Annotated in this window: 26 protein-coding genes; 7 read left to right on the forward strand and 19 right to left on the reverse strand. The window is 67.5% G+C overall.

The annotated features are described in order from the left end of the window. Positions 1-51: 51 nt before the first annotated feature. Complete coding sequence (locus AYB31_RS03620) at positions 52-630, reverse strand: eCIS core domain-containing protein (protein ID WP_236715500.1); 579 nt, start codon at positions 628-630, stop codon at positions 52-54. Positions 631-752: 122 nt separating this feature from the next. Continuing rightward, positions 753-1,730 carry a transcriptional regulator FtrA gene (gene ftrA / locus AYB31_RS03625; RefSeq protein ID WP_068825889.1) on the reverse strand — a complete coding sequence of 326 codons (978 nt, stop codon included), beginning with the start codon at positions 1,728-1,730 and terminating at the stop codon, positions 753-755. A gap of 96 nt (positions 1,731-1,826) precedes the next feature. On the opposite strand from ftrA, the gene AYB31_RS03630 reads away from it, so the two are divergent. After that, the gene (locus tag AYB31_RS03630) at positions 1,827-2,264 is read left to right on the forward strand and encodes a rhodanese-like domain-containing protein (RefSeq protein ID WP_068825891.1); all 438 of its coding nucleotides are present in this window, start codon (positions 1,827-1,829) and stop codon (positions 2,262-2,264) included. Then, entirely contained in the window at positions 2,258-2,740 is a 483-nt protein-coding gene (locus AYB31_RS03635) for a GNAT family N-acetyltransferase (protein WP_068825892.1), read from the forward strand. The genes AYB31_RS03630 and AYB31_RS03635 overlap by 7 nt, the downstream gene beginning before the upstream one ends. Positions 2,741-2,800: 60 nt before the next feature. Here AYB31_RS03635 and recR read toward each other — a convergent pair whose 3' ends face one another. The 3 genes from recR to dnaX form a co-directional block, all read right to left on the reverse strand. Next, positions 2,801-3,400, reverse strand: coding sequence for a recombination mediator RecR (recR, locus tag AYB31_RS03640; protein WP_068825893.1), 600 nt, complete (start codon positions 3,398-3,400; stop codon positions 2,801-2,803). A gap of 167 nt (positions 3,401-3,567) precedes the next feature. Beyond that, a complete protein-coding gene (locus tag AYB31_RS03645) occupies positions 3,568-3,894 on the reverse strand; it encodes a YbaB/EbfC family nucleoid-associated protein (RefSeq protein WP_003460931.1) in 327 nt (108 codons plus the stop codon). A gap of 23 nt (positions 3,895-3,917) precedes the next feature. Then, positions 3,918-6,065 carry a DNA polymerase III subunit gamma/tau gene (gene dnaX, locus AYB31_RS03650; RefSeq protein ID WP_068825895.1) on the reverse strand — a complete coding sequence of 716 codons (2,148 nt, stop codon included), beginning with the start codon at positions 6,063-6,065 and terminating at the stop codon, positions 3,918-3,920. Positions 6,066-6,262: 197 nt separating this feature from the next. On the opposite strand from dnaX, the gene imuA reads away from it, so the two are divergent. The 3 genes from imuA to AYB31_RS03665 are packed head-to-tail and all read left to right on the forward strand — an operon-like array spanning position 6,263 to position 11,344. Next, positions 6,263-6,868 (forward strand): translesion DNA synthesis-associated protein ImuA, encoded by a 606-nt coding sequence (imuA, locus tag AYB31_RS03655; protein WP_068825897.1) that lies wholly within the window; start codon positions 6,263-6,265, stop codon positions 6,866-6,868. Between the two features lie 7 nt (positions 6,869-6,875). Continuing rightward, positions 6,876-8,282: a Y-family DNA polymerase gene (locus AYB31_RS03660; protein ID WP_068825899.1), complete on the forward strand. Its 1,407-nt coding sequence runs from the start codon at positions 6,876-6,878 to the stop codon at positions 8,280-8,282. Then, entirely contained in the window at positions 8,279-11,344 is a 3,066-nt protein-coding gene (locus AYB31_RS03665; protein ID WP_068825901.1) for an error-prone DNA polymerase, read from the forward strand. Before AYB31_RS03660 ends, AYB31_RS03665 begins: the two co-directional genes overlap by 4 nt. A gap of 277 nt (positions 11,345-11,621) precedes the next feature. Here the strand turns inward: AYB31_RS03665 and dmpG are convergent, their stop codons facing one another. From dmpG to AYB31_RS03685, 4 genes are read right to left on the reverse strand one after another with little or no spacing between them, the layout of a single operon-like run. Next, positions 11,622-12,656 (reverse strand): 4-hydroxy-2-oxovalerate aldolase, encoded by a 1,035-nt coding sequence (dmpG, locus tag AYB31_RS03670; protein WP_068825903.1) that lies wholly within the window; start codon positions 12,654-12,656, stop codon positions 11,622-11,624. A gap of 13 nt (positions 12,657-12,669) precedes the next feature. Further along, positions 12,670-13,578, reverse strand: coding sequence for an acetaldehyde dehydrogenase (acetylating) (locus AYB31_RS03675; RefSeq protein ID WP_068825906.1), 909 nt, complete (start codon positions 13,576-13,578; stop codon positions 12,670-12,672). A gap of 8 nt (positions 13,579-13,586) precedes the next feature. Next, the gene (locus tag AYB31_RS03680; protein WP_068825909.1) at positions 13,587-14,378 is read right to left on the reverse strand and encodes a fumarylacetoacetate hydrolase family protein; all 792 of its coding nucleotides are present in this window, start codon (positions 14,376-14,378) and stop codon (positions 13,587-13,589) included. Beyond that, entirely contained in the window at positions 14,375-15,199 is an 825-nt protein-coding gene (locus AYB31_RS03685) for an alpha/beta fold hydrolase (protein WP_068825911.1), read from the reverse strand. Before AYB31_RS03685 ends, AYB31_RS03680 begins: the two co-directional genes overlap by 4 nt. Before the next feature lie 207 nt (positions 15,200-15,406). On the opposite strand from AYB31_RS03685, the gene AYB31_RS03690 reads away from it, so the two are divergent. Next, positions 15,407-16,180 carry an SDR family oxidoreductase gene (locus AYB31_RS03690; RefSeq protein ID WP_068825913.1) on the forward strand — a complete coding sequence of 258 codons (774 nt, stop codon included), beginning with the start codon at positions 15,407-15,409 and terminating at the stop codon, positions 16,178-16,180. Positions 16,181-16,195: 15 nt separating this feature from the next. Continuing rightward, a complete protein-coding gene (locus AYB31_RS03695) occupies positions 16,196-16,669 on the forward strand; it encodes an SRPBCC family protein (protein ID WP_068825915.1) in 474 nt (157 codons plus the stop codon). A gap of 51 nt (positions 16,670-16,720) precedes the next feature. Here the strand turns inward: AYB31_RS03695 and AYB31_RS03700 are convergent, their stop codons facing one another. The 10 genes from AYB31_RS03700 to AYB31_RS03745 all read right to left on the reverse strand — a co-directional run. Next, positions 16,721-17,176, reverse strand: coding sequence for a nuclear transport factor 2 family protein (locus AYB31_RS03700; protein ID WP_068825916.1), 456 nt, complete (start codon positions 17,174-17,176; stop codon positions 16,721-16,723). Then, positions 17,173-17,550, reverse strand: coding sequence for a steroid Delta-isomerase (locus tag AYB31_RS03705; RefSeq protein WP_068825918.1), 378 nt, complete (start codon positions 17,548-17,550; stop codon positions 17,173-17,175). The genes AYB31_RS03700 and AYB31_RS03705 overlap by 4 nt, the downstream gene beginning before the upstream one ends. 1 nt (position 17,551) lies before the next feature. Beyond that, complete coding sequence (locus AYB31_RS03710) at positions 17,552-18,754, reverse strand: acetyl-CoA C-acyltransferase (protein WP_068825920.1); 1,203 nt, start codon at positions 18,752-18,754, stop codon at positions 17,552-17,554. Between the two features lie 155 nt (positions 18,755-18,909). After that, a complete protein-coding gene (locus AYB31_RS03715; protein ID WP_068825922.1) occupies positions 18,910-19,368 on the reverse strand; it encodes a MaoC family dehydratase in 459 nt (152 codons plus the stop codon). Positions 19,369-19,370: 2 nt separating this feature from the next. Beyond that, positions 19,371-20,153, reverse strand: coding sequence for an SDR family oxidoreductase (locus AYB31_RS03720; protein ID WP_068825924.1), 783 nt, complete (start codon positions 20,151-20,153; stop codon positions 19,371-19,373). A gap of 12 nt (positions 20,154-20,165) precedes the next feature. Beyond that, positions 20,166-21,353: an acyl-CoA dehydrogenase family protein gene (locus tag AYB31_RS03725; RefSeq protein WP_068825926.1), complete on the reverse strand. Its 1,188-nt coding sequence runs from the start codon at positions 21,351-21,353 to the stop codon at positions 20,166-20,168. Then, complete coding sequence (locus AYB31_RS03730; RefSeq protein ID WP_068825928.1) at positions 21,350-22,522, reverse strand: acyl-CoA dehydrogenase family protein; 1,173 nt, start codon at positions 22,520-22,522, stop codon at positions 21,350-21,352. The genes AYB31_RS03725 and AYB31_RS03730 overlap by 4 nt, the downstream gene beginning before the upstream one ends. Before the next feature lie 182 nt (positions 22,523-22,704). Continuing rightward, the gene (locus AYB31_RS03735) at positions 22,705-23,580 is read right to left on the reverse strand and encodes an SDR family oxidoreductase (protein ID WP_068825930.1); all 876 of its coding nucleotides are present in this window, start codon (positions 23,578-23,580) and stop codon (positions 22,705-22,707) included. A 230-nt stretch (positions 23,581-23,810) separates the two neighbouring features. Beyond that, a complete protein-coding gene (locus AYB31_RS03740; RefSeq protein WP_068825933.1) occupies positions 23,811-24,959 on the reverse strand; it encodes an acetyl-CoA C-acetyltransferase in 1,149 nt (382 codons plus the stop codon). 80 nt (positions 24,960-25,039) lie between these two features. Beyond that, on the reverse strand, positions 25,040-25,528 hold a 489-nt coding region (locus AYB31_RS03745), incomplete at its 5' end, for an acyl-CoA dehydrogenase family protein (RefSeq protein ID WP_269085691.1).

Raw genomic sequence — 25,528 nt, forward strand, 5'->3', positions numbered from 1 at the left:
GTGGCTCCCGATTATTGTTTGCACCACCCTAACCGAGCGCTTGCTTGGTTTTCAAGGAGCGATTTTCTGCCGCAACGCCTGGGACACCCGAATCTGCAGGTCGTAGGCAGGCCCTTCCACCCCATCGGGATCACGCGTGTAGCGGCGCGCGAAGCCGTCAACGCCCCATTCGCGGTATTGCTGCACGTGGTGCAGTTCATGGGCCCAGAGCGCCACATCCAGGGCTGCGGACTCGGTCTCGCGAAACACGATCAGGTCGATCAGCGTCACCGCGCGGATGTCCGGGTTGTGCAACAGGGTGCTGGCGGCATCCAGCTGCTCGCCACCACCGACCCGGTAGCGCACCGTATCCAGCAACTCGGGTGGATACCAAGCCAGCAGCTGCTGACGAATGGCCGGCGGAATCGGCGCGCTGCCGGCGGCCAGCAACTGCTGCCGCGACTGGCGAAGCCAGGCCTCCAGATTGACGGCCGCCAGGTTCAGCGCATCCTCGCGCACCTGCGCGTACTCCGGCACGCACAGGCAACCGTACAGGCAGACCTGCACCTGGCCAGGCGGGCACGTATTGGCGCCGGCCGGCAGGGCCAGCGCCAGAAGCAAGGTACTCAGACGAAAAGGGAGCAGGCGCACGAAGGATTCCATTGATCGCGGAGCGCCTAGGACCACAGGCGCGGGCGGATTATCCCTGTTCAGGTTGCGGCATGCAGCATGGGCTTCGCGGCTCAGCGGGCGAGGACAGTGGAGGCTATTGCTTAGCGGCCTGTACTTGTCTGCCCTTCACCAAAGCGTTCGCGGTAGGCGCTGGGCGACAACCCGACACTGCCGCGAAAGGCCAGGCGAAAGCTCTCCACGGTGCGAAAGCCACATTGCTCGGCGATACGCTCGACGCTTTGCGCACTCCCCTCCAGCAAGGCGCGAGCTCGTGCCATGCGCTCATGCTGCAGCCAGGCCTTGGGGCTGAGGCCGGTGGCGTCGCGAAAGCGGCGCAGAAAGGTGCGCTCGCTCATCGCCACCCGGGCAGCCAACTCATGCACGTGCAACGGCTCGGCCAGGCGCTGACGCGCCCAGTCGAGCAAGGCGGCCAGATCGTGACGCGCAGCCTGGGCCACCGGCGCCGGGATGAATTGCGCCTGGCCGCCCGCGCGCTGCGGCGCCATCACCAGGCGCTGGGCCACGCGATTGGCCACCTGACTGCCGAAGTCGCGCGCCACCAGGTGCAGGCAGGCATCGATACCGGCGGCGCTACCGGCCGAGGTGATCAGCTGGCCGGCATCGACATAGAGCACCTGTGGGTCCACTTCGATATGCGGATAGCGCCGCGCCAGTTCTTCGGTGTAGCGCCAGTGGGTGGTCGCGCGCCGGCCATCAAGCAGGCCGCTGGCAGCCAGTACGAATACGCCTGAACAGATCGACAGCAGCCGCGCGCCACGCCCATGTGCCTCGCGCAATGCCTGCAGCAGGGCCGGCGGCGGCAGCTCGGCACGGTCGCGCCAGCCGGGCACGATGATGGTCTGCGCCTCGCCCAGTGCTTCCAGGCCCGCATCGGCCAGTACCTGGATGCCACCCATGGCGCGCATCGGGCCCTGCTCCAGGGCAACGATCTGGTGGCGATACCAGGGGAATTCGAATTCCGGCCGCGCCAGGCCGAATATCTCCACGGCAATGCCGAACTCGAAGGTGCACAGGCCATCGTAGGCCAGGATGGTCACCAGACCGGGATCGTTACGCATTGGCGGAAAACTTCCGATTACTGTCAGATCCGCCACTGTAGCCGACCCAGGCGCCTGGATAAAGTGAGGCCACACCCACCCACGAGGAGTTTCAGCATGAGCCTGGTCAGCCAGCACCCCGCCGCATCCGCCGCCGTCGCCCTGATGCACTTCAGCCAGCGCCTGAGTTTCGAGACCGACTGCTCCGACGTGCATGCCAGCCAGCAGAGCGGCGACGTCGACTATGTGCTGCTCGACGTACGCGGCGAAGCCGCCTTCGCTGCCGGCCACGTCCCCGGCGCGATCAACCTGCCACACCGGCAGATGAGTGCCGAGCGCATGGCCGAGTACCCGCAGGACACTCTGTTCGTCGTCTACTGCGCCGGCCCGCACTGCAACGGCGTACACCGCGCCGCCGTGCGCCTGGCCAGCCTGGGCTACGCGGTGAAGGAGATGCTCGGCGGTGTCACCGGCTGGCTCGACGAAGGCCTGAGCCTGGTTGGGGCCGAGGGCGAACAAGCCAATCCGGCAACCGGCATCGCTTGCGCATGTTGATCCGCCAGGCCTGCGCAAAGGATGCCCCGCAACTGCTGGCGCTGATGCGCGAACTGGCGGCCTTCGAGGACTATCTGACGGACTTCGCCGTGGATGAGGCGGCCCTGCATCGGTGCGCCTTCGGCCCCGAGGCGCAGTGCCGGATCTTTGTCGCCGAAGCCGCCGACGCGTTACTCGGTTATGCCGTTGCGCTGTCCATCCCATTCACCTACGACCTTCGCCCGACCGTGCGCCTCAAGGAACTGTACGTGCGCCCAGGCCAGCGTTCTCAAGGGCTGGGCCACCAGTTGCTGGTCAGCGTGGCGCAGTGGGCCATGCAGCAAGGCGCGGGCCGTCTGCACTGGGATGTACTGACAGGTAACGCACGGGCGGAAAGCTTTTATCGGCGCCTGGGCGGACGGCCGGTGCAGAAATGGATCGCCTATGAAATGAACGACGCCGAGCTGCGCCAACTGGCAGCCTCGCAGCACGCCTGACGCAGAAACTCGTGGAAGCGGCTTCAGCCGCAAATAACGCCGTTACCCCCAGCAGGCCGTTCAGCCGGATATCGGACGGCGCCCTGCCAGGGCATGGGCCAGAGTGCCGCCATCGACCAGCTCCAGCTCACCGCCCAGCGGCACGCCATGGGCGATGCGCGACAGCACGATGTTCTTGCCGGTCAGCATCTGCGAGATGTAATGGGCGGTAGCCTCGCCCTCCACCGTCGGGTTGGTGGCGAGGATCACCTCGGCGAAATGGCTCGCGCCGATATACGCCAGCAACTCGGGAATGCCGATGGCTTCCGGTCCCAGGCCATCGAGCGGCGACAGGTGCCCCTTGAGTACGAAGTAACGACCGCGATAGCCGGTCTGCTCCACCGCAAAGACATCCAGCGGCCCCTCCACCACGCACAGCAGTGCGTCGTCGCGGCGCGGGTCACTGCACTGCGGACACAGCTCGTCCTCGCTCAGGGTGCGGCAACGACTGCAATGCCCAACCCCCTCCATCGCCGCCGCCAGGGCCTGCGACAGACGCATGCCGCCACTGCGGTCGCGCTCCAGCAACTGCAAGGCCATGCGCTGCGCGGTCTTCTGCCCGACACCGGGAAGAACACGCAGCGAATCGATCAGTTGGCGGATCAGCGGGCTGAAGCTCATGGGTATGTCCGGAAAAAGCTTGTAGAGGCAACTCGGTACAAGTGGCGACCAGGCGCTGTGCAGAGCAAGGCGCGCTTCGGGCCGGGCAGCGGAGTTTACTGCCCGTAAATGAGCATGCCCGGCCCGGAGCGCAACACAGCTATGTGCAGTGACTGGGCGTCACGCATTCAGAAGGGCATTTTGAAGCCTGGGGGGAGCTGCATACCTGCGGTCATGCCGGACATCTTCTCCTGGCTGTTCTGCTCGACCTTGCGCACGGCATCGTTCACCGCCGCGGCGATCAGGTCTTCCAGCACTTCCTTGTCTTCCTGCATCAGGCTGTCGTCCAGGGTAATGCGTTTGACGTCGTGGCGACCGGTCATGACCACGCTCACCAGGCCGGCACCGGACTGGCCGGTGACTTCGGCATTGGCCAGCTCTTCCTGCATCTTCTGCATCTTTTCCTGCATTTGCTGAGCCTGTTTCATCAGGCCTGCCATGCCACCTTTCATCATGATCGGGTTCCTCGGCTATCTAATCAGGGAGTCAGGGGTTCGATGGAGTCGGCGCGAATAGTCGCGCCGAACTGTTGAATCATTTGCTGTACCAGCGGGTCGTCGTGGATCGACTGCTCGGCCTGGCGCTGACGTTCGGCGCGCTTGCGTGCGGCAGCCTGAGCCGGCGTTTCCTGCTCGGGACGAACCAGTTCGATGCGCAGGTTGAGGCTGCGTCCCAGATGCTGGTTGAGTGCCTCGTTCAAGCGACGCTGCTGGGTGGCGTTGAACAGTGCACTGTGTGCGGGGTCCAGGTGCAACAGCCAGTCGTCGCCGTTGGCTTCGATCAGGGTGCAGTTGGCACCGATGCTACCCGTCATGCCGGACAGCCCCAGGCGCGGGAACAGGTCCAGCCATTCGGCGGCCAGGCCGGTTGCCGGCGCCATGGCCGGCGTGGGCTCTGCTACTGCTTCGCCGGGTTGCTCGTCGATCGGGGCGTCGAAGTCGTAGCCAAGGCTATCGGCATCCGGCTCGTAATAGTCGTAATCGCCGGGCGGCGGCTCGTCGTCATCGTCTTCCTCGGCGCTGACCGGTGCAGTATCGACCACCTGGGCCGCCGACTCGCCCAGCGGCAGTGCCACCGGCGCATCGACTGGGCCTTCGGCAACAGCAGCCTCTGGCTCGACCGAGGCGCTCTGCGGGGCAGCCGGCAGGCTCGCTTCTAACGGTGCAACAGGCGCAGCGGTTGCCCATGGCACATCGACGGCCGCAGCGGGTTCGGCTGCTGCGCCGGGCGACGCTACCGACTCGCTGGCCGGGGCGACAACCTCTGGCACAGGTACGGGAGCGGGCTCGGCTGGCGCAGCAGCAACCATCGGAGCCGGAGCCGGAGCCGGAGCCGGAGCCGGAGCCGGAGCCGGAGCCGGAGCCGGAGCCACCACAGGTTCGGGCGTAGCTGCTGCGGGCGCAACGGCTTGGGCAACCGGAGCAACGATAGCGGCCGGCGCAGCCACAGGGGCCACACCGGCCACCGGGGTCTGGCTGGAATCAGCGGTGGCCTTGCTGATCCCCAGGTCCTTTAAAGGTGACCTCGGCGCGCCGTCGGCATCGGCCGGACGGAACGCCAGCATGCGCAGCAGCACCATCTCGAAACCGCCACGCGGTTCCGGCGCCAGGGGCAGATCACGACGGCCGATCAGACCCATCTGGTAGTAGAACTGTACATCCTCGGCCGGCAGCGCCTGGGCCAATGCCAGCACCTTGTCGCGGTCGCCCTGGCCGTTGTCCACTGCTTCCGGCAGGGCCTGGGCGATAGCGACCCGGTGCAGCACGTTGAGCATCTCGGACAGCACGCCGTTCCAGTCCGGGCCCTGTTCGGCCAGGTGGCGCACGGCCTCCAGCAGCGCGCGGGCATCGCCTTCCAGCAATGCGTGCAGCACACCATAGACCTGGCCATGATCGAGGCTGCCGAGCATGGCGCGCACATCGGCGGCCAGCACCTTGCCCTCGCCGAAGGCGATGGCCTGGTCGGTCAGGCTCATGGCGTCGCGCATCGAACCATCGGCGGCACGGCCGAGCAGCCACAGGGCGTCTTCCTCGAAAGGCACGCTCTCAGCGCTCAACACATGGGTCAGGTGCTCGACCACCCGCTCCGGCGGCATGTTCTTCAGGGAGAACTGCAGGCAGCGCGAGAGGATGGTGACCGGCAGCTTCTGCGGGTCAGTGGTGGCCAGCAGGAACTTGACGTGGGGTGGCGGCTCTTCGAGGGTCTTGAGCAGCGCGTTGAACGAGTGCGTGGACAGCATGTGCACTTCGTCGATCAGGTAGACCTTATAGCGTCCGCGACTCGGCGCGTACTGCACGTTTTCCAGCAGCTCGCGGGTGTCCTCGACCTTGGTGCGACTCGCGGCGTCCACCTCGATCAGGTCGACGAAGCGGCCCTCGTCGATCTCCCGGCACACCGAGCAGGTGCCACAGGGCGTGGAGCTGATGCCGGTCTCGCAGTTCAGGCACTTGGCGATGATGCGCGCGATGGTGGTCTTGCCCACACCTCGGGTACCGGTGAACAGGTAGGCGTGGTGCAGGCGCTGGCTGTCCAGGGCGTTGATCAGAGCCTTGAGCACATGGGTCTGGCCGACCATCTCGCGGAAGCTGCGCGGGCGCCATTTACGTGCAAGAACCTGATAACTCATGAAAAACCGTCGCGGCTGGGATGGCGGAAGTGGCTAATCCTAGCGGAGCACCGGGTAAATTGCACCCACCGTGGCCCGTGCATCCCGTCCGGTGAGACTTGTCGGCGTCGAACACATCGAATACTGTTCATCCATACAGTATTTGAGCAATTTCCAATGTTCCTCTGCCCCCCTTCTTCCTTCTGTCGGCGCTCGTCATGAATGCTTCGGTCATTGCTCTGGATCGCCTGTTCGATGAGCGCCGGATCTGGAAAGGCCAACCGCTGCCATCAAGCGGCGGAACCCAGCCTAGCGGACATGCCGAGCTGGACGCCGCCCTGCCCAGCGGTGGCTGGCCGGAGGCGGCGCTGAGCGAAATTCTTCTGGCCATGCCGGGGCGAGGCGAGCTGCACCTGCTGTGGCCCACGCTGGCACGCCTGAGCCGGGCCGGCGAGCGACTGGTATTGGTTGCCCCGCCCTTCCTGCCCTACGCCCCGGCCTGGCAGGCCGCAGGGCTCGACCTGCAATGCCTGGAGATAATCCGCGCCAGCGAGGAAGACGCCCTGTGGGCGGCCGAGCAGTGCCTGCGTTCCGGCAGTTGCGGCGCCGTGCTGTGCTGGCCACGCCAGGCCAGCGATCGCGCCCTGCGCCGCCTGCAGGTAGCGGCCGAGACCGGGCAAACCCTGGGCTTCGCCTATCGCCCGGCCAGCGCGGCCCACAACCCTTCACCCGCCGCCCTGCGTCTGCTGCTGGAAGGGCCGGCGCAGGTGCGCGTGCTCAAGTGCCGCGGCGGTCTGGCACCGGCGCGCGCCATCGCGCTTTGAGGTCGACATGCGCTGGGCCTGCATTCTCCTGCCGCAACTGGCACTGGACCACGCGTTGCGCCAGCGGGATGACCCGCAGGCGCCACTGGCGCTGCTTAGCGGCCCGGCCAATCGCCGTGTACTTCAGACGCTCAATGGCGCGGCGCGGGAACTCGGCTTGCGCCCCGGCATGGCGCTCACCGCCGCCCAGTTGCTGAGCCACGACTTCAGCACTGGCGACTATGACCTGGCTGCCGTAGAACGTTGCCAGCAGTTCCTCGCCGCCTGGGCTTATCGCTTCAGCTCCCAGGTCAGCCTGCACTACCCGCGCGCGCTGCTGCTGGAAGTGCATTCCAGCCTGGCCCTGCTCGGTCCCTGGCCACACCTGGAGGCACGCCTGCGTGCCGAGCTCGATGGGCTGGGCTACCGCCATCGCATCGTCCTGGCCCCCAATCCCGCCGCCGCCCGCGCCCTGGCCAATACCCACGATGGCCTGGCCGTGGCCGAGCACGAACTGCCACAAGCCATCGAGCGGTTGCCGGTCAACCGCGCCGGCCTGCCCACCGAGCTGGCCAGCGCGCTGGCCCGCATGGGTCTGCGTCAGCTGCGCCAGGTCCTGCAGCTGCCGCGCGCGGGGCTGGCCAGGCGTTTCCCACCCGTGCTGCTGGAGCAGCTGGATCTGTTGCTCGGCCGCCGCCCACTGGGACTGGACTTCTACCTGCCGCCCGACGAGTTCATCACCCGCGTCGAGCTTAACTTCGAGGTGGAATCGCACCAGGCCCTGCTCTTCCCGCTACGCCGCGCCCTGGGCGATCTGGCTGCCTACCTAGCAGGCCGAGACAGCGGCGTACAACGTTTCAGCCTGATACTGGAACACCGCAGCGGCACAGCCACCGAATTGCAGGTCGGCCTGCTCGCCGCCGAACGCGATGCCGGCATGCTCTTCGAACTGACCCGCACCCGTCTGGAGCAGCTGCAGCTTCCCGCCCCGGTACTGGCGCTGAAACTGACGACACGCGAACTGCCGGCCTTCGTGCCCGAATGCCGCGAGCTGTTCGACCCACGACCACAGCAGAAGCAGAGCTGGGAACAGCTGCGCGAACGACTGCGTGCCCGCCTCGGCGACGAAGCGCTGCATGGCCTCAACAGCCATGCCGACCCTCGCCCCGAACAGGCCTGGCGAGCACAGCCAGGCAAGGCCTCGACACTGAGCGATGTGCCGCGACCGGGCTGGCTGCTGACCGAACCGCAGCCCCTGCGCGAGCCACTGGCGCGCATCCTTGCTGGCCCGGAGCGCATCGAGTCCGGTTGGTGGGACGGTGGCGATCTGCGCCGCGACTACTACCTGGTGGAAACCCGCAACGGCCAGCGCGCCTGGGTATTCCGCGGCGCCGCCACGGACGAACCGTTCCTGCTGCATGGGTGGTTCGCATGAGCGGCTATGCCGAACTGCACTGCCTATCGAACTTCAGCTTCCAGCGTGGTGCCTCCAGCGCCCTGGAACTGTTTGAACGCGCCCGGCGCCTGGGCTACCAGGCCCTGGCCATCACCGACGAATGCAGCCTCGCCGGCATAGTGCGCGCCAAGCAGGCGGCCGAGGCCACAGGCGTGACACTGATCATCGGCTGCGAGCTGCGCATCGAGGCCGGGCCCAAGCTGGTGCTACTGGTGGAAGACCTGAACGGCTACCAGCGCCTGTGCCAACTGATCACCCTCGCCCGCCGACGCGCCGACAAGGGCAGCTACCGCCTGCTGCGCGAAGATCTCCAGCCGCCACTAGAAGGCCTGCTGGCCATCTGGCTGCCCGATGCCGCACACGACGGCGGCTGGCTCCAGGAGCTGTTTCCCCAGCGTCTGTGGTTGGGCGTGGAGCTGCACCGCGGCCCGGACGACGCTGGGCTTCTGGCAGGCCTGCTCGATCTCGCCGAACGCCAGGGCATACCGCCCGTGGCCTGCGGCGACGTGCATATGCATGCCCGCGGCCGCCGTGCCCTTCAGGACTGCATGACCGCCATCCGTCATCACCTGACCGTCGCCGAGGCTGGTCAGTACCTCTTCGCCAACGGCGAGCGCCATCTGCGGCGCCTGGAAGAGCTGCGCGAGCTGTACCCGTCCGAGCTGCTGGAGGAGAGCCTGCGCATCGCCGAGCGCTGCCACTTCAACCTGGCGGAGTTGAAGTACCAGTATCCCCATGAGGTCGTACCCAAGGGCGAAACGCCCACCACCTGGCTGCGCCATCTAGTCGAGCAAGGTGCGCACAGGCGCTGGCCGCAGGGCATGACGCAGAAGGCCCGCGAACAGCTGGAAAGAGAACTGCAGCTGATCGCCGAACTGGAATATGAAAGCTACTTCCTCACCGTGCACGACATCGTCGTCTTTGCCCGTAGCCAGCATATCCTCTGCCAGGGCCGCGGCTCGGCGGCCAACTCGGCGGTGTGCTTCGTGCTCGGCATCACCGAACTCGACCCGGGTCGCAGTAACCTGCTGTTCGAGCGTTTCCTGTCCCGCGAGCGCAACGAGCCGCCGGATATCGACGTGGACTTCGAGCACGAGCGCCGCGAAGAGGTCATTCAGTACGTGTTCCGTCGCTACGGCCGCAACCGCGCTGCGCTCACTGCCGTGGTCAATACCTACCATGCTGCAGGTGCCATTCGCGACGTGGCCAAGGCCCTCGGCCTGCCGGCACAACAGCAGGGAGCCCTGGCCGGTTGCTGCGGCCGCTGGACCGATCGCCTGCCCTCGCCCGAGCGCCTGTGCGAGGCCGGCTTCGACCCGGAAAGCCCGGCACTGCGCCGGGTACTGGCACTGACCGAAGCACTGACCGGCTTTCCCCGACATCTGTCGCAACACCCAGGCGGCTTCGTCATCTCCGAGCAACCCCTGAGCGAACTGGTGCCGGTAGAAAATGCCGCCATGGCCGAACGCACGGTGATCCAGTGGGACAAGGACGACCTGGACGAGGTCGGCCTGCTCAAGGTCGACGTGCTGGCGCTGGGCATGCTCACCGCCCTGCGCCGTTGCTTCGACCTGATCGAAGGCTATCGCGGCCAACGCTGGAGCCTGGCAACGCTGCCAGCGGAAGACAAGGCCACTTACGAGATGATCAGCCGTGCTGACACCATCGGCGTGTTCCAGATCGAGTCGCGGGCGCAGATGGCCATGCTGCCGCGGCTCAAGCCCGAGAAGTTCTACGACCTGGTGATCGAAGTCGCCATCGTCCGCCCGGGGCCGATCCAGGGCGACATGGTTCACCCCTACCTGCGCCGCCGTAACGGTGAAGAGGCCGTCACCTACCCCAGCGAGGAGCTGAAAAAGGTCTTCGAGCGCACCCTGGGCGTGCCGCTGTTTCAGGAACAGGTAATGGAGCTGGCGGTGGTCGCCGCCGGCTACACCCATGGCGAGGCCGATGACCTGCGCCGCTGCATGGCCGCCTGGAAGCGCCGCGGAGGACTGGAGCCACACCAGCAGCGCCTGACCGAAGGCATGCTCGCGCGCGGCTACAGCACCGAATTTGCGGCCCGCATCTTCGAACAGATCAAAGGTTTCGGTAATTACGGCTTCCCCGAATCCCACTCCGCCAGCTTCGCCCTGCTCACCTACGCCAGTAGCTGGCTCAAATGCCACGAACCGGCGGCCTTCGTCTGCGCCCTGATCAACAGCTGGCCGATGGGTTTCTACAGCCCCGACCAGCTGCTGCAGGATGCCCGCCGCCACGGCGTCGAGGTCCGCCCGCTGGATGTTCAGCACAGCGACTGGAACTGCAGCCTGGAGCCAGGCGACAACGCGCAACCGACGCTGCGCCTCGGGCTACGCCTGATCCGCGGGTTGCGCGAGGAGCAGGCGCGACGCCTGGAGGCCGCTCGCCGCCTGCGCCCCTTCAGCGATATCGCCGATCTCTGCCTGCGCGCCGACCTGGACGACCGCTGCCGCGCCCTGCTCGCCGACGCCGGCGCCCTGCACAAGCTGGTCGGCCACCGGCACCTGGCCCGCTGGGCCATCGCCGGCGTGGAGCGCCAGGCCCCACTGTTCGCCGAACTGCCCGCCGCCGACGAGGTACCCGTCGAACTGCCACAGCCCAGCCTGGGCGAGGACGTGCAGACCGACTACGCCACCCTCGGCACCACACTGGGCCCACACCCACTGAGCCTGCTGCGCGATGACCTGCGCGCACGACGCTGCCGCAGCTCCAAAGAACTCGATGGACTCAACAACGGCCGCCTGGTCAAGGTCGCCGGCCTGGTCATCGGCAGGCAAAGGCCACAGACCGCCAGCGGCATCACCTTCGTCACCCTGGAAGACGAGCACGGCATGCTCAACGTGGTGGTACGCCTCGAACTGGCCGAGCGCCAACGCCGCGCACTGCTCGGCGCCCGACTGATGCAGGTGGATGGCCACCTGGAACAGGCCAGCGGCGTACGCCACATCATCGCCGGCCGACTGCACGACCTCACCCCGCTGCTCGATGGCCTGAACGTGCGCAGCCGGGATTTCAGGTAGACACAGCACAAGCGGGTTGAATGAAGTGCACCCTCGACGCCAGAGCAAAGAATCAGGCCATATGCTTCACCAGCATCTGAGCCGGCTCTGGCCCATAGGCACCGAATAGCTGTTGCCGAATCGGTTGAAAAAACCGGGATCCCAGAGCGCTAATGCCCGGAATAACAACAATCGCCCGATCAATAAAAAACCGGGGCCACCGAAACCACCGCTGAAGAGGCGGGAATTCCGAAGGCACCCGGAAACAGGGGGGAAACGTCACAACTTCGCTAGCGACTCAGGTCGGCAGCACGCCGCGCTGGCGCGACAGGGTCAGGGCCAGGTCCTCGATCATGTCTTCCTGGCCGCCGACGGTGCCGCGCTTGCCCAGCTCGACCAGCAGCTCGCGGGCCTGGATGCCGTATTTCTGCTCGGCACGTTTGGCGAACAGCAGGAACGAGCTGTACACCCCGGCGTAGCCCAGGGTCAGGGCGTCGCGGTCGACGCGGATGGGCTGGTCCATCATCGGCACCACCAGGTCCTCGGCGACGTCCATGATCCGGTACAGGTCGATGCCGCTCTCCACGCCCAAGCGCTTGAGCACCGCGACGAAGACTTCCAGCGGGGTGTTGCCGGCGCCGGCGCCGAGGCCGGCGACCGAGCCGTCGATGCGTGCCGCGCCGGCCTCGATGGCGGCCAGCGAGTTGGCGATGGCCATGCCCATGTTGTGGTGGCCGTGGAAGCCGATCTCCACATCGGCATTCAGCCCGGCACGCAGCACCGAGATCTTCTCGGTGACCTCGTCGGGCAGCATGTAGCCGGCCGAGTCGGTGCAGTAGATGCAGTTGGCGCCGTAGCCCTGCATCAGCCTGGCCTGGGCCAGCAGCTGCTCGGCACTGACCATGTGCGCCATCATCAGGAAGCCGACGGTATCCAGGCCCAGCTTGGCGGCCATGCCGATGTGCTGCTCGGAGACATCGGCCTCGGTGCAGTGGGTGGCGACGCGGATGGTGGAGACGCCATGATCATGGGCCATCTTCAAGTGGTCGACGGTGCCCATCCCAGGCAGCAGCAGGGCCGAGACCTTGGCCTGTTTCATCTTGGGGATCACCGCGGCGAAGTATTCCTCGTCGCTGTGCGCCGGGAAGCCGTAGTTCAGCGAGGCGCCGCCCAGGCCGTCGCCGTGGGTGATCTCGATCAGCGGCACGCCGGCGGCATCCAGTCCGGTGGCCACCGCCACCATCTCGTCCAGGCTGATCTGGTGGCGCTTGGCGTGCATGCCGTCGCGCAGGCTCATGTCGTGCAGGCGCACGCTCTTACCTTGCAGGTTCATGGTCGATCTCCAATCAGCGAACGGGGAGCTTGAGGGCGCCCTTGTGGGCTTCCTCGGCGAACATCTCGGCGGTGCGCAGGCCGGCGGCGGTCATGATGTCGAGGTTGCCGGCGGATTTCGGCAGGAAGTCGCCGAGGCCCTCGACCTCGACGAAGATCGACACCTTGCGGCCGTCGAACACCGGGCCGTTGATCAGCTTGTAGCCGGGCACGTAGCGCTGCACCTCACGGACCATGTCCAGCACCGAGGCGCGGATGGCGTCCTGGTTCGGCTCGGACTCGGTCAGGCAGTGGATGGTGTCGCGCATCATCAGCGGCGGCTCGGCCGGGTTGATGACGATGATCGCCTTGCCGCGCTGAGCGCCGCCGATCTTCTCCACCGCGCCGGCGGTGGTGCGGGTGAACTCGTCAATGTTCTGCCGGGTACCCGGGCCCACCGAGCGCGACGAAACCGTCGCGACGATCTCGCCGTATTCCACCGGCTGCACCTGCGACACGGCGGCGACCATGGGGATGGTGGCCTGGCCGCCGCAGGTGACCATGTTGACGTTCATCGCCAGGGTCTCGGCGTGCTGCTTGAGGTTGACCGGCGGCACGCAGTAGGGGCCGATGGCGGCCGGGGTGAGGTCGATCATGATCACCCCGAGTTCGTTGAGCTTGCGGCTGTTCTCGGCATGCACATAGGCGCTGGTGGCGTCGAAGGCGATGCGGATGTCGTCGTCCAGCACGTGCGGCAGCAGGCCGTCGACCCCTGCGGCGGTGGTCTTGATGCCGAACTCGGCGGCGCGCTTGAGGCCTTCGGATTCGGGGTCGACGCCGACCATCCACACCGGCTCGATCCATTCGGAGCGACGCATCTTGATCAGCAGGTCGGTGCCGATATTGCCGGGGCCGATGATGGCCGCCCTGAGTTTCTTGCTCATGGGAGCTCCTATGCGCAGAAGGACACCCGGGCGCTGCCCAGGCCGTCGATGGTCAGTTCGAAGCGGTCGCCGGCGCGCGCCGGCTCCAGCGGAACCAGGGAGCCGGAGAGGATGATCTCGCCGGCCTTGAAGGGAATGCCGAAGGCGCCCAGGGTGTTGGCCAGCCAGGCCACCGCGGTCAGCGGGTTACCCTGCACCGCCGAGCCCAGGCCTTCGCTGATCGGCGCGCCGTTCTTGAACACGCGCATATGCAGGTTGGGCAGGTCCAGCTCTCGCGGATCACGCTCCTCGCTGCCGAGCACGAACACGCCGCAGGAGGCGTTGTCGGCGACCGTGTCCTGGATGCGGATCTTCCAGTCGTGGATGCGCGAGTCGACGATCTCGAAGCAGGCCATCACGCTCTCGGTGGCCTCCAGCACGTCCTGCTCGGTGACGCCGGGACCGACCAGATCGCGCTTGAGCCTGAAGGCGATCTCGCCCTCGGCGCGCGGCTGGATCAGGCGGTTCTCGCTCAGGGAAATCTCGTCGCCATTGGCGAACCACATGTCACGGGTGAGGAAGCCGAAATCCGGCTGGTGCACGCCGAGCATCTGCTGCACGGCGCGCGAGGTGACACCGATCTTCTTGCCGACGATGGCCTGGCCAGCGGCGACCCGCTTCTCCACGATGCGCCGCGAGATGTGGTAGGCGTCCTCGATGGAAATCTCCGGCCAACGCTCGGTCAGCGGCGCCAGGGTGTGGCCCTCGCGCAGCGCCCGGTAGAGCGCGTCGGCATGCTGGTCGCGCAGTTGCTCGCTCATGCGCGGCCCTCCGCGATGAAGGCCAGGCACTCATGGTTGAACAGCTCGCGATGCTCGACCATGGCCCAGTGCCCGCACTCGCTGAGCAACACGAAACGGATCTGGCTGCAGGCCTGCATCATGGTCTGCGCGCCGGATACCGGGCAGAACTTGTCGTTCATGCCCCAGAAACCGAGGATCGGGCACTGCAGCTCGGCCAGGCGCGCGGTCATGTTCGGTACCTGCATGGTCGACAGCACGCACAGCGGCTGCTGGTTGACCACGGCCACGCGCTCCTCGACCGTCTCGTCGCTGAGCAGGCTGGCGTCGAACAGCTGCAGACCGAGCAGGCGGCGCATGCCGGCCGCCTCCTTCAGCTCGCCGGCGGCGAAGGCCGCGCCCATCTGCTGGATGCCTTCCATCTGCAGGTAGTACTGCTCTTTTTCCATCAGCCCGCCGGGCGCCATCAACACCAGCCGGCTGACCCGCTGCGGCTGATCCAGGGCCAGCTTGAGGGCGATGGCGCCGCCCAGGGAGTTGCCGACCAGCACGCAGCGGCCGATGTCGAGCGCGTCGAGCAGGCCGCTCAGGGCGGCGACGAAGAAGTCCAGCGTGTACTGGGTCTCGGGCTTGTCCGAGGCGCCGTAGCCCGGCAGGTCGGGGACTATCACCCGCTGGCCGGCGGCGGCGAATTGCGGGTAGTTCTGCTTGAAGTTGCTGTGCCCGCTGGCGCCCGGCCCGCTGCCGTGAATGAAGACCACCGGCTCGCCCGAGCCCTGGTCCAGGTAGTGCAGGCGCAGGCCATCCTGCAGGGTGACGTACTGTCCGTGCGGCGCGGCCATCGGCGATCTCCTCGGCTCGTGGTAGTGCCGGGATTATTTCGACGCCGTGGCAAGGCAACATCGTCCGAGAGGACTACAGATCGCCGATGGCCCCAGGGTTCGGCGGGCGCATATCCACGGGCTGCGCAGGCATAGTCCGCTCGGACGTAGCCGCCATGTGCCCTGCCCCCTAGCCTCGCCGGCAGATAATTGCGCGAAGAGGCGAAGATGAAGGACCCGATGGATTTCGGCGGCAAGGTGGTGCTGGTCACCGGCGGAGGCAAGGGCGTCGGCCGCGGCATCAGCCTGCGCTTTCTCGAACGCGGCGCGACGGTGGTGATCTGCGGGCGCCAGGTGCCGGAGCAGCTGCCGCAACTGGGCGAGCGCGTGGCCGAGTTCGTGCCCTGCGACGTGCGTGATGTGGAGCAGCTGACCGCGCTGATCGAGCACATCACCAGTCGCCACGGCCGCCTCGACGTGCTGATCAACAACGCCGGCGGCGCCCCGCACGCCGACGCGGCGACCGCCTCGCCGCGCTTCTCCGAGTCGATCATCCGCCTCAACCTGCTGGCCCCGCTCAACCTCTGCCAGCTGGCCAACCAGGTGATGCAGAACCAGGCCAGCGGCGGCGCCATCGTCAATATCTGCAGCGTCAGCGCCGTGCGCCCCTCGCCCGGCACCGCCGCCTACGGCGCGGCCAAGGCCGGGCTGCTCAACCTGACCCGTTCGCTGGCGGTGGAATGGGCACCCAAGGTGCGCCTCAACGCGGTCACCGCCGGGCTGATCCTCACCGAGCAGGCCGACCTGCACTATGGCGATGCCGCCGGCATCGCCCGGGTCGCCGCCGGCATTCCCCTGCAGCGCCTGGCCGCGCCAGGGGATATCGGCGACGCCTGCCTGTACCTCGCCTCGCCTCTGGCATCCTATGTCAGTGGCGCCGACCTCTGTGTTCACGGCGGCGGCGAACGCCCCGCCTTTCTCGATGCCGCCCAGGCCAACTGATTGATGGAGTCCCCGATGTCCGCCCACGCCAGCCATAGCGTCCACCTCGCCCTCTCGGTGGAGGCCGCCTGGAAGCGCCTCAGCGATCTCAGCCAGGCACCGCATTACGTGCCGGGGCTGACCGGCTGCCAGTTCCACCCCGGCCCGCAACGCGGGCGCGGCGCCAGCCGCCGGGTGCTGCGGCGCTTCGGCCAGTGGCTGGACGAGACGGTGATCGACTGGCACGAAGGCTCGGGCTTCGTTCTGCGCCTGCACCATGGCGCCCAGGGTGCCCCCTTCCCCTTTCGTGAGGCGAGTTTCAGCTATGCCCTGGAGCCGACCGACAGCGGCAGCCGCATGACCTTGCGCATGGACTACCGCCTGCGCGGCGGGCGCTTGTTCGAAGGCCTGCTGGCAGGCTCGTTCGACAAGGTGGTGCGGCAGATCGCCGGCAACCTCAAGGCCTACTACGAGACCGGAGTGACACAGAACCCGGCCTTCTCGGGCTGAGTTCGGGCACCAGCAGGGTGGAAAACTGCGCAGCGTTTTCCACCCTGAGGGTCAGGCAGGCGCTGTCGACAGAGTCTGCCCGGCCACCATGGAATGCGCGCGAAAGATCGTCTCGACTATCCGCCACTGGCCGTCGATACGGCGGTAGCGATCCCGGTACAGGCCACCGAGCTGGCGGGTAGCGCCGCTCTCGCCATCCAGATTGAAGTAGTACAGCGCCCAGCGCCCCTGCGCTTCGTCCGTACCGATCAGTTCGATCTCCGGGTTGGCGCCGTGGTGCAGGTCGATCACCCGCTCGTGGCAGGCCAAGGACTGGTAGAGCGCGACAAAGCTGTCGCGTTCGTGAAAGGTGCCGACGGGGCCGTAGTCGATCAGCACCGGGCCAGCGGCGAAGCAGTCGCGGATCACCGCTACCTCCTTCAGGTCGCAGGCATTGAAGTAGCGGTGCTTGAGCTGGCGGATGGCCTCCAGCACCTCCAGGCGGGCGATGCGCTGATCCAGGTTCATCGGCCCTGCTCCAGGTTGTCCGGCCCCCAGTAGGCCTTCATCGACTGGAAGCGGCCGTCCTCGGCAAACTCCATCACGTCGATCACCTCGATGGCGCACGGCTTGCCGTCCCACTCCAGCTCGACGCGAAACGGCATGGCCGCGCTGTTGCCGGCCACCCGCACCGGCCCGGTCAGGCGGGCGCGGGCGTTGCTGCGGCCGAGGCCCTCGCGGTAGAAGCGCTCGATGGCGGTGCGGCCGACCAATGCCGGCGTGCCGACCGGGTCCTCGACTATGGCGTCGTCGGCGTACAGGGCGAGGATGCCGTCGATATCACCGGCATCCACCCGCTCTACATAGCGCTGCATCGCCGCGCGCTTGGCTTCGACCGTCATCTCAGGCCACCTCGAACAGCGCGGCGGCGCCCATGCCGCCGCCGATGCACATGCTCACCACTACGTAGCGCAGGCCGCGGCGTTTACCTTCGATCAGGGCGTGGCCGACCATGCGCGCGCCGGACATGCCGAACGGGTGCCCGATGGCGATGGCGCCGCCGTTGACGTTGAGGCGCTCGTCGGGTATGCCCAGGGTGTCGCGGCAGTGCAGCACCTGGCAGGCGAAGGCTTCGTTGATCTCCCACAAACCGACATGGTCGATGCCGAGGCCATGGCGCTTGAGCAGCTTGGGAATCGCAAATACCGGGCCGATGCCCATCTCGTCGGCCTCGCAGCCGGCCACCGCCAGGCCGCGATAGATGCCCAGCGGCTCCAGGCCGCGGCGCTCGGCCTGCTTGGCGTCCATCAACAGCGCCGCCGAGGCGCCGTCGGAGAGCTGCGAGGCATTGCCGGCGGTAATGAAGCGGCCCTGCTGCGTCCACTGCCCGCCCTGCCACACCGGCTCCAGCGCGGCCAGGCTTTCGCGGGTGGTGTCGGCTCGGTTGCACTCGTCGCGCTCCAGCAGCACCTCCTCGTGGCGGCTCTCGCCGCTGACCTTGTCGACGATCAGCTTGCGCACGCGGATCGGCGCCAGCTCGGCGGCCAGCAGACCGTCGCGCTGGGCGCGGGCGATGCGCAGCTGGCTCTGCAGGCTGTACTCGTCCTGTGCCTGGCGCGAGATGCCGTAGCGCATGGCGACGATCTCGGCGGTCTCGATCATAGGGATATAGGCCGTCGGATCGCGCTCCAGCACCGCCTGCGACTGGTTGCGGTAGGCGTTCTTGTGCTTGTTCTGCACCAGCGAGATGGACTCCAGGCCACCGGCCACGGCGATATCCAGCTCGTCGCAGATGATGCTCTTGGCCGCCCAGGCGATGGACATCAGCCCCGACGAGCACTGCCGTTCGATGGCCATGCCGGCCACCGAACTGGGCAGGCCGCCGGCGATGGCGCACAAGCGCCCGAGGTTGTAGGCCTGGGTGCCCTGCTGCGCGGCGGCGCCCATGATCACGTCCTCCACCTCGCCCGGTTCGACGCCGGCGCGGCGCACCGCCTCGGCCACCACGTGGCCACCCATGAGCGGCGCCTCGGTGTCGTTGAAGGCACCGCGGAAGGCCTTGCCGATGGGGGTTCGGGCGGTGGAAACGATGACGGCTTCTTTCATCTTGGGATCCTCGTAAACAATTCGTTAACGCTGCTGAAAGCGTTGCGAGCGAAGGTCAGGCAAGGCGGAAGCACGGCTGAAAAGCGGAGTTTGCTGGTTGCAAATGAGCATTTTCAGCCGTGATTCCAACGTGGCATGGCCGAGCGCACTAGCTTTCAGGCGGGGTAGTAGCGGCTGATGGTATCCACCACGCAGCCGGGACGTTCCTCACCCTCAATCTCGACGCTGACGCGGATGGTGGCCTGCACCCCGCCCTTGACCGCCTCGGCGGCGAGCAGCTCGGCGCGGCCGCGAACCCTTGCGCCGGCGCGCACCACATTGGGGAAGCGCACCCGGTCGCAGCCGTAGTTGACCCCCATCGAGATGCCGCGCACCTCGACGATCTGCGGCAGGAACAGGTTGACCAGGGCCAGGCTCAGGTAGCCGTGGGCGATGCAGGTGCCGTAGGGGCCGCTGGCGGCGCGCACGGGGTCGACATGGATCCACTGGTGGTCGCCGGTGGCCTCGGCGAACTGGTCGATGCGCGACTGCTCGACGGTCAGCCAGGCGCTCTCGCCCAGCACTTCGCCGACGCTGGCCAGCAGCGCCTCGGGGTGTTCGAACACGCGGGTCATGCTCAGGCCCTCTGGCTGGAGACCGACAGCACTTCGCCGGTCATGTAGGAGCTGTAGTCGCTGGCGAGGAACATCATCACATTGGCCACCTCCCAGACTTCCGCAGCGCGGCCGAAGGCCTCGTTCGCCGCAAGTTTTTCCAACACCTCCTGGGGCGCGGATTTACGCAAAAAATCGTGCAGGGCGATGCTCGGACTCACCGCGTTGATGCGGATGCCGTGCTCGGCCGCCTCCACCGCGGCGCAGCGGGTCAAGGCCATCACCCCGGCCTTGGCCGCGGCGTAGTGGCTCTGCTCCTTCTGCGCGCGCCAACCGAGCACCGAGGCGTTGTTGACGATCACCCCGCGCTGGCGCTCGATCATCTTCGGCAGCATGGCGCGGGTCATGCGCATGGTGCCGGTGAGGGTCACGTCGAGTACCCGCTGCCACTCCTCGTCGGCCATCTCCACCAGCAGGCGCGAGCCACCCAAACCCGCGTTGTTGATCAGCACGTCGACGCCGCCCATCATCCGCTCGGCAGCCGTGACCAGGGCCTGTACCTGCGCCTCGTCGGTGACGTTGCACACCTGGCAGTAGACCTGCTCCAGGCCGGTGGACTCGCGGATCTTCTGCGCCGCCTCGGCCAGCCGGCCCTCGTGGATATCGCTGATCAGCAGCGCCCGGCAGCCTTCCTCGGCGGCGCGCAGGGCCGCGGAGAAACCAATGCCGGCACCGGCGGCGGCGGTGATCAGAACCGACTTGCCGCGCAGTAGGCCGTGGCCGGGAACGTAGTTGGGAATATTCATGGGAACCTCGGATCAGGCGCGCGGACGCGGCTCCCTGGGCATGCCCAGGGCGCGTTCGGCAATGATGTTGCGTTGGATTTCGTTGGTGCCGCCGTAGATGGTGTCGGAGCGGCTGAACAGGAACATGCCCTGCAGGCGGCTGAGCGCGTAGGGCGCGCCTTCCAGCAGTTCGGCCTGCGGTCCGAGCACGTCCATGGCCAGCTTGCCCAGCTCGGCATGCCAGCTGGACCAGCACAGCTTGTAGATCATCGCCTCGCGGCGCAGGCTGCCGTCCTGACTACCTGAGAGCATGCGCAGCGAGTTGTAGCGCAGCACCTGCAGCCCGCCCCAGGCCTGCGCCAGGCGCTGGCGCAGCAGCGGGTCGCGCGCCGCGCCATTGGCCTTGGCGATACGGATGATCTCGTCCAGCTCGTTGTGGAACTGCATCTGCTGGCCCAGGGTGGACACCCCGCGCTCGAAGCCGAGCAGCGCCATGGCGATCTTCCAGCCATCGCCGGGGGCGCCGAGGATGTTGTCGGCGGCGGTCTCGGCCTGGTCGAAGAACACCTCGTTGAACTCCGAGGTGCCGGTCAGCTGCTCGATCGGCCGCACCGAAATGCCGGCCTGGCGCATCGGCACCAGCAGGAACGACAGGCCCTGGTGGCCGACGCTGCCCGGTTCGGTGCGGGCGATGACGAAGCACCAGTCGGACTCGTGGGCCAGCGAGGTCCACACCTTCTGCCCGCTGATGCGCCACTTGCCGTCTTCCAGCACCGCGCGGGTTTTCACATTGGCCAGGTCGGAGCCGGCGCTTGGCTCGGAGTAGCCTTGGCACCAGAACTCGGTGCCGCTGACGATGCCCGGCAACAGACGGCGCTGCTGCTCGGCCGTACCAAAGGCGGCGATGGTCGGCCCGGCCAGGCCCTCGCCGATATGGCCCATGCGCCCGGGGCCGCCGGCGCGGGCGTACTCCTCATGGAAGATCACCTGCTGGTTGATCGACAGGCCGCGCCCGCCGTGCTCCGGCGCCCAGCCCACGCAGGTCCAGCCACCTTCGGCGAGCTTGCGCTCCCAGGCCTTGCGCTCCTCGGGGAAGCTGTGTTCGTCGCCCGGGCCACCACGAAAGCGCAGCGCGGCAAATTCGCCGCTCAGGTTGCTCGCCAGCCAGCTGGCCACTTCGGCGCGGAAGGCTTCGTCCGCTGCGCTGAATCCGATCTTCATGCCAGCTCTCCCAGCAGGTGCACGGCGATACGCTCGCGGTGCCAGGCCGGCGTGCCAAGGAATGCTTCGCCGGCACGCGCGCGCTTGAAATACAGGTGTGGGTCGTACTCCCAGGTGAAGCCGACCCCGCCGTGCAGCTGGATCGACTCGGCAGCGCAGTGGAAGAAGGCTTCCGAGGCCTGTGCCTTGGCCAGCGCGCTGGCCAGTGGCAGCTCCTGCGCCACCTGAGGATCGCCGCCGAGGTAGAGCGCTTCTTCGGCGACACAGGCGGCGTAGTAGGCGGCCGAACGCGCGCACTCGACCTGCACCATCATGTCGGCGACGCGGTGCTTGATCGCCTGGAAACTGGCGATGGCGCGGCCGAACTGCTGGCGCTCGGCCAGGTAGGTCAGGGTCAGGTCGAGCGCCTGCTGGGCGCCGCCGACCTGCTCGGCGGCCAGCGCCGAGGCAGCCATGCGCAGCACCTGCTGCAGCGCCGGCGCAGCGCCGCCGAAGGTACCGAGCAGGGCATCGGCCTCGACATAACAGTGGTTGAACTCGATCTCGGCCAGCTTGCGGGTCTGGTCCAGGGTCGGCAACAGACGGCGCTTGAGTCCGGCAACGCTGGTCGGCACGGCGAACAGACTGAGCCCCTCCTCGCCCTGCGTGCCCGGGCTGCGCGCGGTGACGATCAACAGATCGGCGCTGTGGCCATCGACCACCAGCGAGGCGCCACCGTCTAAGACGAAACCCTCACCCTCGCGGCGCACCCGCACGGCGCTGGCATCGGGCGCCTGACTGTGCTCATCGGCCCAGGCCAGGCTGGCGCGGCACTCGCCGGCGGCGATGGCCGGCAGCCAGCGCTGCTTCTGCGCATCGCTGGCGGCCAGAATCAGCGCCGGCGTGGCCAGGCAGGCAGTGGCGAAGAACGGCGAGCAGAACAGCCGGCGGCCCATCTGCTCCATGAGGATGGCCAGCTCGACGAAACCCAGGCCCAGGCCACCATAGGCCTCGGGGATATGGATCGCCGGCCAGCACAGTTCGCCGCACAGACGCTGCCAGGTCGCATCGTCATAGCCGGTGTCGCTGGCCATGGCCGCACGCACGGCGGCGGAAGGTGAAACATCGGCAAGAAAGGCTTCCGCGCTGTCGCGGATCATTTCCTGCTCATCGGTGAAGACGAATTCCATAAGCGTTCCGAGTCGGGCAGAAAAAGGCGCACAGGGCGCCGCAGCTGCCGCGAGTCTGGCCCGCTTGGCCAGCGCTCGAATCGTCAGCGGGGCCTAGTCCGAATGGGCGATGTCGCTGGCCGGCGGGCCCTGCCCAAACGTAAAAGCCCGGCACGGGGCCGGGCTCGGGAACGCTGGTGGGCTCAGGTGCCGTAGACCTTCTGCGCCGGCACGGCCTGCTCGACCAGCTGCGCCACCGCTGCGCCGATCTCCTCGGGCTGCCAGCACCCGCCTTTGTCTACCTGCGGGCCACGACGCCAGCCATCGGCGATGGACAGCTTGCCGCCCTCCACCTCGAACATGCGCCCGGTCACCCCGCTGGAGACCTCCGAGCCGAGCCAGACCAGCAACGGCGCGACGTTCTCCGGGGCGAAGTAGTCGAAGCCCTCGTCCGGCTTCTTCATGGTGTCGGCGAACACCTGCTCGGTCATGCCGGTGCGCGCAGCCGGGGCCAGGGCGTTGGCGCTGATGCCGTAGCGCGCCAGCTCGGCAGCCTGTACCAGAGTCAGGGCGGCGATGCCGCCCTTGGCCGCGGCGTAGTTGGACTGGCCGATGGAGCCCTGCAGGCCGGCGCCGGAGCTGGTGTTGATGATGCGCGCCTGCAGCGTCTTGCCGCCCTTGGCCTGTTCGCGCCAGTACTTCACGGCATGGCTGGCGATGCAGAAGTGGCCCTTGAGGTGTACGGCCATCACCGCGTCCCAGTCGGCTTCCTCCAGGCTGGCAAACATGCGGTCGCGGCAGATACCGGCGTTGTTCACCACCACGTGCAGGTCGCCGAACTGCTCGATGGCGGCGCGCACGATGCCGGCGGAGGCGGCGTAGTCGGTGATGTCGCCGCTGTTGGCGGCGGCCTGGCCACCGTTGGCACGGATTTCACCGGCCACCGCCTCGGCGGCCGGCAGGTTGATGTCGTTGACCAACACCTTGGCTCCGGCCGCAGCGAAGGCCAGGGCATAGGCCCGGCCCAGCCCGCCGCCAGCGCCGGTGATGATGACGACACGATCTTGGCAAAGGGACATTGCTCGTTCTCCGATAGCATGGGGCGGGCAAGTTTGCCCTCACCCCAGCCCTCTTCCAGAGAGAGGGCGGTGGTTGTCTGGGAGCCTGCAGGACGCGTTCAAAGCGTCGCGAGCGAAGGTCGGGCTAGGCGGCAGGGTGAGCGAAAAGCGCAGTTTACGAAGGTAAATGAGCATTTTCGGGCGACCTGCCAACAGCGCCCGGCCGAGCGCAGCAGCTTTGAACGCGTCCTTCACAGGCGCTCGATGATGGTGACGTTCGCCTGACCGCCGCCTTCGCACATGGTCTGCAGGCCGTAGCGGCCACCGCTGCGTTCCAGCTCATGCAGCAGGCTGCACATCAGGCGGGTGCCGGTAGCGCCCAGCGGGTGGCCGAGGGCGATGGCGCCGCCGTTGACGTTGGTGCGCTCGTGCGGGTAGCCGGTCTCCTTGAGCCAGGCCATGGCCACCGAGGCGAAGGCCTCGTTGATCTCCACCCGGTCGATGTCCTGCAGCTGCACCCCGGCCTTCTTCAGCGCGTGGGCAGTGGCCGGGATCGGCGCGGTGAGCATCCAGATCGGGTCGTCGGCGCGCACGCTGATGTGCTGGATGCGCGCGCGCGGGGTCAGGTTGTAGCGCTTGAGCGCCGCCTCGGAGACCACCAGCAGCGCGCTGGCGCCGTCGCAGGTCTGGCTGGACACCCCGGCGGTGACGCGGTCGCAGCCGAACAGGGTCTCAAGCTCGGCCATCTTCTCCAGGCTGGTCTGACGTGGCGTCTCGTCATGCTCGACGCCGGCCAGCGGTACGATTTCGCGGGCGAAGCGGCCCTCGGCGATGGCCTGCAGGGCGCGGCGGTGCGACTCCAGCGAATAGGCCTCCAGTTCGGCGCGGCTCAGGCCCCACTTCTCGGCGATCATCTGCGCCGCGCGGAACTGGGTCGGCGGCACCGCGCCGTAGCGTTTCACCCAGCCCTCGGAGCCGCTGAAGGGGTCGCGAAAACCCAACGGCTCGGCGGCGGTCATGGCCGAGGAAATGGGGATCTGCGTCATGGTCTGCACGCCGCCGGCGATCACCACGTCCTGGGTGCCGCTCATCACCGCCTGGGCGGCGAAATGCACAGCCTGCTGCGAGGAACCGCACTGGCGGTCGATGGTGGTGCCGGGCACGCCCTGGTCGAGGCCGGCGGCCAGCCAGCAGGTGCGGGCAATGTCACCGGCCAGCGGGCCGATGGTGTCGACGCAACCGAAGATCACATCGTCGTAGTCGGCATCGGGAATCGGGTTGCGCTCGACCAGCGCGCGCAGCACGTGGGCGCCGAGGTCGGCGGCGTGAATCTGGCTGAGACCACCCTTGCGCCGCCCGGTGGGCGTGCGCAGGGCGTCGACTATGTAGGCTTCTGGCATGTGCGGGTTCTCGCAAAGGAATAATCAGGATCGGCCTCGGGTGGCGCTGCGTGGCGATCCACCCCAGGGGCCGAGGGAAGTCAGAAGGTGTGCCCGGCCCCCGGCTGGATGGCCCCGCCGAACAGCGCCGCGCGAATCCGCGCCTTGTGCGCGGCGGCGTCGCCCCAGGCCTTGTCCAGCGCCCAGGCGCGCTTCATGAACAGGTGCAGGTCGACCTCCCAGGTGTAACCCATGGCGCCGTGCGCCTGGATGGCGTTCTGCGCGGCCAGCAGCGCCGCCTCGGCGCACGCCAGCTTGGCGTGCGACACCCGCACGCCCGCCAGTGCCTGGCCCTCAGCGACGGCGTAGGCGGCGTGGTACAGCGGGCCCTTGGCGAACTCGATCTGTACCGCGACGTTGGCCATCAGGTGCTTGACCGCCTGGAACGAGCCGACCGGCTTGCCGAACTGCTTGCGCTCGAAGGTGTAGTCAACCGCCAGGTCGACCATGCGCTTGGCCAGGCCGAGCAGCTGCGCGGCGCAGCCGAGGGCGGCGCGATCGCGGGCCGCAGCCCACAACGCGCTGCCCTG

The organism is Pseudomonas sp. BMS12 (assembly GCF_001592875.1).
Lineage (GTDB): Bacteria > Pseudomonadota > Gammaproteobacteria > Pseudomonadales > Pseudomonadaceae > Aquipseudomonas.

Bases quoted from the DNA above. Each gene is read 5' to 3' on its own strand.
- ftrA (WP_068825889.1), bottom strand. From the start codon at position 1,730: ATGCGTAACGATCCCGGTCTGGTGACCATCCTGGCCTACGATGGCCTG.
- AYB31_RS03630 (WP_068825891.1), top strand. From the start codon at position 1,827: ATGAGCCTGGTCAGCCAGCACCCCGCCGCATCCGCCGCCGTCGCCCTG.
- AYB31_RS03635 (WP_068825892.1), top strand. From the start codon at position 2,258: ATGTTGATCCGCCAGGCCTGCGCAAAGGATGCCCCGCAACTGCTGGCG.
- recR (WP_068825893.1), bottom strand. From the start codon at position 3,400: ATGAGCTTCAGCCCGCTGATCCGCCAACTGATCGATTCGCTGCGTGTT.
- AYB31_RS03645 (WP_003460931.1), bottom strand. From the start codon at position 3,894: ATGATGAAAGGTGGCATGGCAGGCCTGATGAAACAGGCTCAGCAAATG.
- dnaX (WP_068825895.1), bottom strand. From the start codon at position 6,065: ATGAGTTATCAGGTTCTTGCACGTAAATGGCGCCCGCGCAGCTTCCGC.
- imuA (WP_068825897.1), top strand. From the start codon at position 6,263: ATGAATGCTTCGGTCATTGCTCTGGATCGCCTGTTCGATGAGCGCCGG.
- AYB31_RS03660 (WP_068825899.1), top strand. From the start codon at position 6,876: ATGCGCTGGGCCTGCATTCTCCTGCCGCAACTGGCACTGGACCACGCG.
- AYB31_RS03665 (WP_068825901.1), top strand. From the start codon at position 8,279: ATGAGCGGCTATGCCGAACTGCACTGCCTATCGAACTTCAGCTTCCAG.
- dmpG (WP_068825903.1), bottom strand. From the start codon at position 12,656: ATGAACCTGCAAGGTAAGAGCGTGCGCCTGCACGACATGAGCCTGCGC.
- AYB31_RS03675 (WP_068825906.1), bottom strand. From the start codon at position 13,578: ATGAGCAAGAAACTCAGGGCGGCCATCATCGGCCCCGGCAATATCGGC.
- AYB31_RS03680 (WP_068825909.1), bottom strand. From the start codon at position 14,378: ATGAGCGAGCAACTGCGCGACCAGCATGCCGACGCGCTCTACCGGGCG.
- AYB31_RS03685 (WP_068825911.1), bottom strand. From the start codon at position 15,199: ATGGCCGCGCCGCACGGACAGTACGTCACCCTGCAGGATGGCCTGCGC.
- AYB31_RS03690 (WP_068825913.1), top strand. From the start codon at position 15,407: ATGAAGGACCCGATGGATTTCGGCGGCAAGGTGGTGCTGGTCACCGGC.
- AYB31_RS03695 (WP_068825915.1), top strand. From the start codon at position 16,196: ATGTCCGCCCACGCCAGCCATAGCGTCCACCTCGCCCTCTCGGTGGAG.
- AYB31_RS03700 (WP_068825916.1), bottom strand. From the start codon at position 17,176: ATGAACCTGGATCAGCGCATCGCCCGCCTGGAGGTGCTGGAGGCCATC.
- AYB31_RS03705 (WP_068825918.1), bottom strand. From the start codon at position 17,550: ATGACGGTCGAAGCCAAGCGCGCGGCGATGCAGCGCTATGTAGAGCGG.
- AYB31_RS03710 (WP_068825920.1), bottom strand. From the start codon at position 18,754: ATGAAAGAAGCCGTCATCGTTTCCACCGCCCGAACCCCCATCGGCAAG.
- AYB31_RS03715 (WP_068825922.1), bottom strand. From the start codon at position 19,368: ATGACCCGCGTGTTCGAACACCCCGAGGCGCTGCTGGCCAGCGTCGGC.
- AYB31_RS03720 (WP_068825924.1), bottom strand. From the start codon at position 20,153: ATGAATATTCCCAACTACGTTCCCGGCCACGGCCTACTGCGCGGCAAG.
- AYB31_RS03725 (WP_068825926.1), bottom strand. From the start codon at position 21,353: ATGAAGATCGGATTCAGCGCAGCGGACGAAGCCTTCCGCGCCGAAGTG.
- AYB31_RS03730 (WP_068825928.1), bottom strand. From the start codon at position 22,522: ATGGAATTCGTCTTCACCGATGAGCAGGAAATGATCCGCGACAGCGCG.
- AYB31_RS03735 (WP_068825930.1), bottom strand. From the start codon at position 23,580: ATGTCCCTTTGCCAAGATCGTGTCGTCATCATCACCGGCGCTGGCGGC.
- AYB31_RS03740 (WP_068825933.1), bottom strand. From the start codon at position 24,959: ATGCCAGAAGCCTACATAGTCGACGCCCTGCGCACGCCCACCGGGCGG.